This window comes from Vibrio sp. 1CM7H (assembly GCF_023161645.1).
GTDB lineage: Bacteria > Pseudomonadota > Gammaproteobacteria > Enterobacterales > Vibrionaceae > Vibrio > Vibrio diabolicus.
On the sequence record NZ_JALNTV010000010.1, the window covers coordinates 75,235 to 81,849 of the forward strand.

General features: G+C 46.5%; 5 protein-coding genes. 3 read left to right on the top strand and 2 right to left on the bottom strand.

All coding sequences use genetic code 11. The features are described from left to right. Positions 1-168 precede the first annotated feature (168 nt). Positions 169-1,344, bottom strand: coding sequence for an acetyl-CoA C-acyltransferase FadA (gene fadA / locus MSG33_RS21405; RefSeq protein WP_145473408.1), 1,176 nt, complete (start codon positions 1,342-1,344; stop codon positions 169-171). A 14-nt stretch (positions 1,345-1,358) separates the two neighbouring features. Next, positions 1,359-3,530 (bottom strand): fatty acid oxidation complex subunit alpha FadB, encoded by a 2,172-nt coding sequence (fadB, locus tag MSG33_RS21410; RefSeq protein ID WP_248382043.1) that lies wholly within the window; start codon positions 3,528-3,530, stop codon positions 1,359-1,361. Positions 3,531-3,791: 261 nt separating this feature from the next. Here fadB and MSG33_RS21415 point away from each other — a divergent pair, with 261 nt between their 5' ends. Genes MSG33_RS21415 through hemG form a run of 3 tightly spaced genes read left to right on the top strand, consistent with a single transcriptional unit; the run spans position 3,792 to position 6,456 of the window. Continuing rightward, on the top strand, positions 3,792-4,415 hold the full coding sequence (locus MSG33_RS21415) for a YigZ family protein (RefSeq protein WP_005378891.1): 624 nt from the start codon (positions 3,792-3,794) through the stop codon (positions 4,413-4,415). A gap of 46 nt (positions 4,416-4,461) precedes the next feature. After that, positions 4,462-5,919: a TrkH family potassium uptake protein gene (locus MSG33_RS21420; RefSeq protein ID WP_006743175.1), complete on the top strand. Its 1,458-nt coding sequence runs from the start codon at positions 4,462-4,464 to the stop codon at positions 5,917-5,919. A gap of 9 nt (positions 5,920-5,928) precedes the next feature. Further along, on the top strand, positions 5,929-6,456 hold the full coding sequence (gene hemG, locus MSG33_RS21425) for a menaquinone-dependent protoporphyrinogen IX dehydrogenase (protein WP_248382044.1): 528 nt from the start codon (positions 5,929-5,931) through the stop codon (positions 6,454-6,456). The last annotated feature ends 159 nt before the right edge of the window (positions 6,457-6,615 follow it).

A 6,615-nucleotide genomic window follows, 5' to 3' on the forward strand; every position in this document is an offset into this window, starting at 1 on the left:
ATGTATGCTTTGTATGCATATTTACTGTGTTTGGCGTAAAACAAAGGGCGACATCTGATGTCGCCCTTAAGTGTAATACTAAATTATTTTAGTATTTATTCATTTCATTCTGGTTGTTGAGTAGATCACTACGACCATCGTCGTTTTGAGCCTACTTCACTCCAAGCGTTAAGGCCTCTCAAATACGGTCGCTATACCCTGACCCAAACCGATACACATGGTGGCTAGACCATATTTCGCATCTTTCGCTTCCATTAGGTTGATCAATGTTGTTGAGATGCGTGAACCAGAACAGCCTAGTGGATGACCCAATGCTATCGCACCACCGTTAAGGTTGACCTTCTCATCCATCACATCAAGCAGACCTAAGTCTTTAGCACACGGCAGAGACTGCGCCGCAAATGCTTCGTTTAGCTCAACCACATCCATGTCTTCAATTGAAAGACCAGCACGCTTGAGCGCTTTTTGCGTCGCCGGTACCGGACCGTAACCCATTATGGATGGATCGCAACCTGCGATCGCCATGCCCTTAATATGTGCGCGAATTTTCAAGCCAAGCTCATTGGCTTTCTCTTCGCTCATGATCAGCATCGCTGATGCGCCATCAGACAGCGCTGATGATGTACCGGCTGTTACTGTGCCGTTTGCTGGGTCAAACACAGGACGAAGCTGAGACAGACCTTCAACTGTTGTCTCTGGACGAATCACTTCATCATAGTCGAGAGTAAACAGTGTACCGTCAGCCGCATGGCCTTCAATTGGTAGGATTTCGTTTTTAAAGCGACCCTCTACGGTTGCTGCGTGCGCACGAGCGTGAGAGCGCGCGGCAAACTCGTCTTGTTGCTCACGGCTAATGCCATGTAATTTACCAAGCATTTCAGCCGTTAAGCCCATCATGCCCGCAGCTTTTGCTACGTTCTTGGACATACCAGGGTGAAAGTCTACCCCGTGGTTCATCGGCACATGCCCCATGTGCTCAACGCCACCAATTAGGCAGATTTCAGCATCGCCAGTCATGATCGCACGTGTACCGTCATGCAGCGCTTGCATGGATGAGCCACACAAACGGTTAACCGTCACAGCGCCAATTTCAATCGGCAGGCCCGCGAGTAGCGCGGCATTACGTGCAACGTTAAAGCCTTGCTCTAGTGTTTGCTGTACACAACCCCAGTAGATGTCTTCAATCTCGCTTGGGTTCACTTGTGGGTTACGTGCAAGAATGCCTTTCATTAGACGCGCAGATAGATCTTCTGCTCGTGTATGACGGAAAGCACCACCTTTAGAGCGACCCATTGGAGTACGTAGACAATCGACTACGACAACATTTCTTGTTTGATTAGTCATTTTAGAATCCCTCCTTAGATAGAACCTTGCTGTTGTGCACCGTAAAAGCTTTCACCTTTCGCCGCCATATCAATCAGCATTTGCGGTACTTGGTACATCGCACCTAGCTCGGCGTGTTGTTTTGCCATTTCAACGTATTCAGCAATACCCACGCTGTCTAGGTAGCGGAATACGCCACCGCGGAATGGAGGGAAACCAAGACCATAAACCAATGCCATGTCTGCTTCCTGCGGAGTAGCGATGATGCCTTCTTGAAGGCACAGCACCACTTCGTTGATCATTGGAGTCATCATACGTTGAATGATGGTCTCATCGTCAAAGTCATGCTTATCGGCACAAACGTCAGCAAGTACTGGTAAGATCGCTTCTGAGAAGGTTTTCTTCGGCTTACCTTTTTTATCTATGGTGTAGCTGTAGAAGCCATTACCATTTTTCTGACCATATTTGTCTGCTTCGAATAGTGCATCAATCGCATCACGACCTTGTTTACCCATACGCTCAGGGAAACCCTCTGCCATCACAGCTTGTGCGTGGTGCGCGGTATCAATGCCGACTACATCAAGCAAGTACGCCGGTCCCATCGGCCAGCCAAACTTACGCTCCATGACTTTGTCGATTTTCGTAAAGTCAGCACCATCACGAAGTAGCATGCTGAAGCCGCCAAAGTATGGGAACAATACGCGGTTAACGAAGAACCCTGGGCAGTCATTGACGACAATTGGTGATTTGCCCATTTTCGCAGCATACGCCACAACACGATTGATGGTTTCATCAGAGGTGTGCTCACCACGGATGATCTCAACAAGAGGCATACGATGCACTGGGTTGAAGAAGTGCATACCACAGAAGTTTTCTGGGCGTTTTAGTGATTTTGCCAATAGGTTGATAGGAATCGTCGAGGTGTTTGAGGTGATAACGGTGTCGTCACCGACATGGGATTCAACTTCACTCAAAACTGCTGCTTTTACTTTCGGGTTTTCAACGACAGCTTCAACAATCACATCTGATTCTTCGATGCCTGCGTAATGTAGGCTTGGTGTGATAGACGCTAAAATTCCAGCCATCTTAAAGCCATCAATGCGACCGCGAGATAAGCGTTTATTCAGCAGCTTAGATGCTTCAGTCATGCCTAGGTCGAGCGACGCTTGTGCGATGTCTTTCATTAAGACAGGTACACCTTTTAGCGCTGATTGGTAAGCAATGCCGCCACCCATGATACCTGCACCTAATACGGCTGCACGTTGCGTGTCTTTACTTGCTGACTTCGCCGCTTTTTTCGCAATGCCTTTAATGTATTGATCGTTAAGGAATAGGCCAACCAGTGATTTTGCTTCTTCCGATTTAGCCAATTTCACGAAGTGCTTACGTTCAATGTCTAACGCTTCATTACGTGCAAAGCGAGCACCTTCTTCAATCGTGATAACGGCTGTCATTGGGGCAGGGTAGTGAGGACCGGCTTTCTGTGCCACTAGACCTTTCGCCATGGTGAAACTCATCATCGATTCTAGCTTACTCAGCGTTAGAGGAGATGTTTTCTGTGCTCGGCGTGCTTGCCAGTCAAGTTTCTCATTAATTGCAGAGTTAAGAGTTTGTAGTGCCGATTCGTATAAAGCATCAGTCTCTACAACAGCATCGAGTAAGCCAATTTTCAATGCTTCATCAGCTCGGCATGCTTTACCTTGGGTGATGATTTCCATTGCGCTGTCTGCGCCAATAATGCGAGGTAAGCGTACACAACCACCAAAGCCCGGCATGATTCCCAGTTTCGTTTCTGGTAGGCCGATGCTGGTGGTTTTGTCACCAATACGCATGTCTGTTGCTAGCACACATTCACAACCGCCACCAAGAGCGTGGCCTTTGATCACCGAGATGGTCGGAACGGGTAAGTCTTCTAATTTGTTAAAGATGCTGTTAGCAAATTGCAGCCATTGGTCGAGCTCGGCATCCGTTTTAGCAAACAGACCTAAAAACTCGGTAATGTCTGCGCCTACAATGAATGCGTCTTTATCTGAAGTGAGCAACAACCCCTTGAGGCCTTGATGGGCAATGAGCGCATCAAGAGCTTTATCTAGCGATTCCAATGTCGCTAGGTCGAGTTTGTTGACGGATTTTGGAGAGCAGAAGCTTAGCTCTGCAATACCATCTTGTATTTCCTTTACCTGTAGGGTTTCGGCTTGGTAAATCATTGTCTATCTCCATGACATACAATCGTGGATTGTCTGTATACCTATTTCAACGACGCCGTGTACCTCGGCAAATAGGTATCGAGGAAGTCGTTTTATTTTTGTTCTGGTTTGACCAGTAAAGTTAGTTTGGATCGTGGATTGTCTAATTTCAATACATTTTTTAAACAAGTGTTTAACATTGTGCGCTGTGGCAGATCTTATGCGACGGGTAAATCACACTCGTGATAGACTTCAGGCAAATAGACCTGAATCCATAATCCTATGAATGACAAGCCTTATCTGATTCCAGCAGAGCCTGCTCAATTTGAAGAAGAAATTAAAAAGAGCGTATTCATTACTTATTTGGCGCACACGCCAAGTATCGAAGCTGCAAAAGCATTTGTTGATCAAATCAAAGCTAAACACGCTGATGCTAGACATAACTGTTGGGGCTTTGTTGCTGGTCGCCCGGAAGATTCAATGAAATGGGGCTTTAGTGATGATGGGGAGCCGTCCGGAACTGCAGGCAAACCGATCCTGGCGCAGCTGTCTGGCTCTGGGGTGGGGGAGATCACGGCAGTGGTCACGCGATACTCTGGTGGAATCAAGTTAGGTACAGGCGGCTTGGTTAAAGCGTATGGTGGTGGGGTACAACAAGCACTCAAGCTGCTTCAAACTATTGAGAAAAAAATAACCACAAAGCTCAGACTAACGTTAGACTATGGGTTTATGCCGATCGCACAGTCAATCATGCCGCAATTTGGTGCGATAGAAGTCGAGGCTGAATACAGCGATCAGGTGGTATTAGTGGTGGAAATTGAGCTTCGAGAAGTGAGCGCGTTTACCCAAGCAATCATTAATAAAAGCGGGGCAAAGGCAATTGTCACTCCGCTAGACGGACAATAATGAAAAACAGGAAGCAACAGGGACAGCTTCGCTAGTCAATTTATCCATGCAATTTCGTTCAATTATTCGAATCGTCGGGCTACTGCTCGCACTCTTTAGTGTCACTATGCTTGCGCCAGCACTCGTTGCGCTGATCTATCGAGATGGTGCAGGTGTGCCTTTTGTCACGACATTTTTTGTTCTGCTGTTTTGTGGGGCCGTTTGTTGGTACCCAAACCGCAGGTATAAGCACGAGCTTAAAGCTCGAGATGGCTTTCTTATTGTCGTCTTATTCTGGACAGTACTTGGCAGTGCAGGCTCGATCCCCTTTCTCATTGCTGACAACCCGAACGTCTCAGTGACAGATGCGTTTTTTGAATCATTTTCTGCTCTCACTACGACCGGGGCGACCGTTATTGTTGGTTTGGATGAGTTACCTAAAGCGATTCTATTCTATCGACAGTTACTGCAGTGGTTCGGCGGTATGGGAATCATCGTATTAGCGGTGGCGATTTTGCCAGTACTTGGCATTGGTGGTATGCAGCTTTACCGCGCCGAGATCCCAGGTCCAGTCAAGGACACTAAAGTGACGCCGCGCATAGCAGAAACTGCTAAGGCGCTTTGGTACATCTATTTGAGCCTGACTATCGCCTGTGCATCGGCTTTTTGGTTAGCTGGTATGACGCCATTTGACGCCATCAGTCACAGCTTTTCCACCATTGCCATTGGTGGCTTCTCTACCCACGATGCCAGCATCGGATACTTTGATAGTTACGCGATTAACCTAATTACCGTGGTTTTTCTGCTTATATCTGCATGTAACTACACACTGCACTTTGCTGCATTTGCATCGGGTGGTGTGCATCCCAAGTATTACTGGAAAGATCCTGAGTTTCGCGCCTTCTTGTTTATTCAAGTGCTGCTATTTGTCATTTGCTTTCTATTATTACTGAAACATCACTCTTACACATCGACATACGATGCTTTCGATCAGGCTCTGTTCCAAACCGTGTCAATTTCGACAACAGCGGGCTTTACGACGACGGGTTTTGCGGACTGGCCGCTCTTCTTACCTGTACTGCTATTGTTCTCCTCTTTTATCGGTGGTTGTGCTGGTTCAACAGGCGGCGGCATGAAAGTGATTCGTATCCTGCTTCTTACCTTACAAGGTGCGCGTGAACTAAAACGTTTAGTCCATCCGCGCGCGGTTTACACCATCAAAGTAGGTGGCAGTGCCCTACCGCAACGTGTTGTCGATGCGGTTTGGGGCTTCTTCTCCGCATACGCATTGGTATTTGTGGTTTGTATGTTGGGGTTGATTGCAACAGGAATGGATGAGCTCAGTGCGTTCTCTGCGGTGGCTGCGACTCTGAACAACCTCGGTCCTGGTTTGGGAGAAGTGGCGCTTCACTTTGGTGATGTTAACGACAAAGCAAAATGGGTATTGATAGTTTCTATGCTGTTTGGTCGTTTGGAAATCTTTACCTTACTTATTCTACTTACGCCGACGTTTTGGCGTAGCTAAGGGGAAATCGTGGCAAAAGCATTATTTCTATACTCTTCCCGCGAAGGGCAGACTAAAAAAATTCTCCACTATATAGATGAACAACTTCCAGACTTCGAGTGTGAGCTGGTGGATTTACATAATGTCGAGACGATTGACTTAAGTCAATACGACAGAGTGTTGATAGGTGCCTCTATTCGTTATGGTCATCTTAATAAAAAGCTATACCAGTTTATTGAGCGAAATCTCAATCAATTGGAGCAAAATAAAGTGGCATTTTTCTGCGTAAACCTAACCGCTCGTAAAGAGGACCAAGGAAAGGATACACCTGAAGGTAGTGCTTACATTCGCAAGTTTCTAATTAAGTCGCCTTGGAAACCAACGCTAATCGGTGTTTTTGCTGGTGCACTTTATTACCCACGTTACAGCTGGTTCGACAGAACTATGATTAGGTTCATTATGTCGATGACAGGTGGAGAAACCGATACGACCAAAGAAGTGGAATACACCAATTGGGAAAAAGTGGCTCTTTTCGCAGATAAATTCAGAGAACTGTAGAAATAACGTGCTCTTTTGACCTCTTTTGATGCAAATTTATCCGAAAGATAAAAAAATCAAAAAAAACGAGAAAAAGGGCTTGCCAATGTGATCGCAATCTCTATAATGCCACCTCTCTGACACGGCAACGCTTCGAAAGAAACGAAAGCCAAGTTAGCA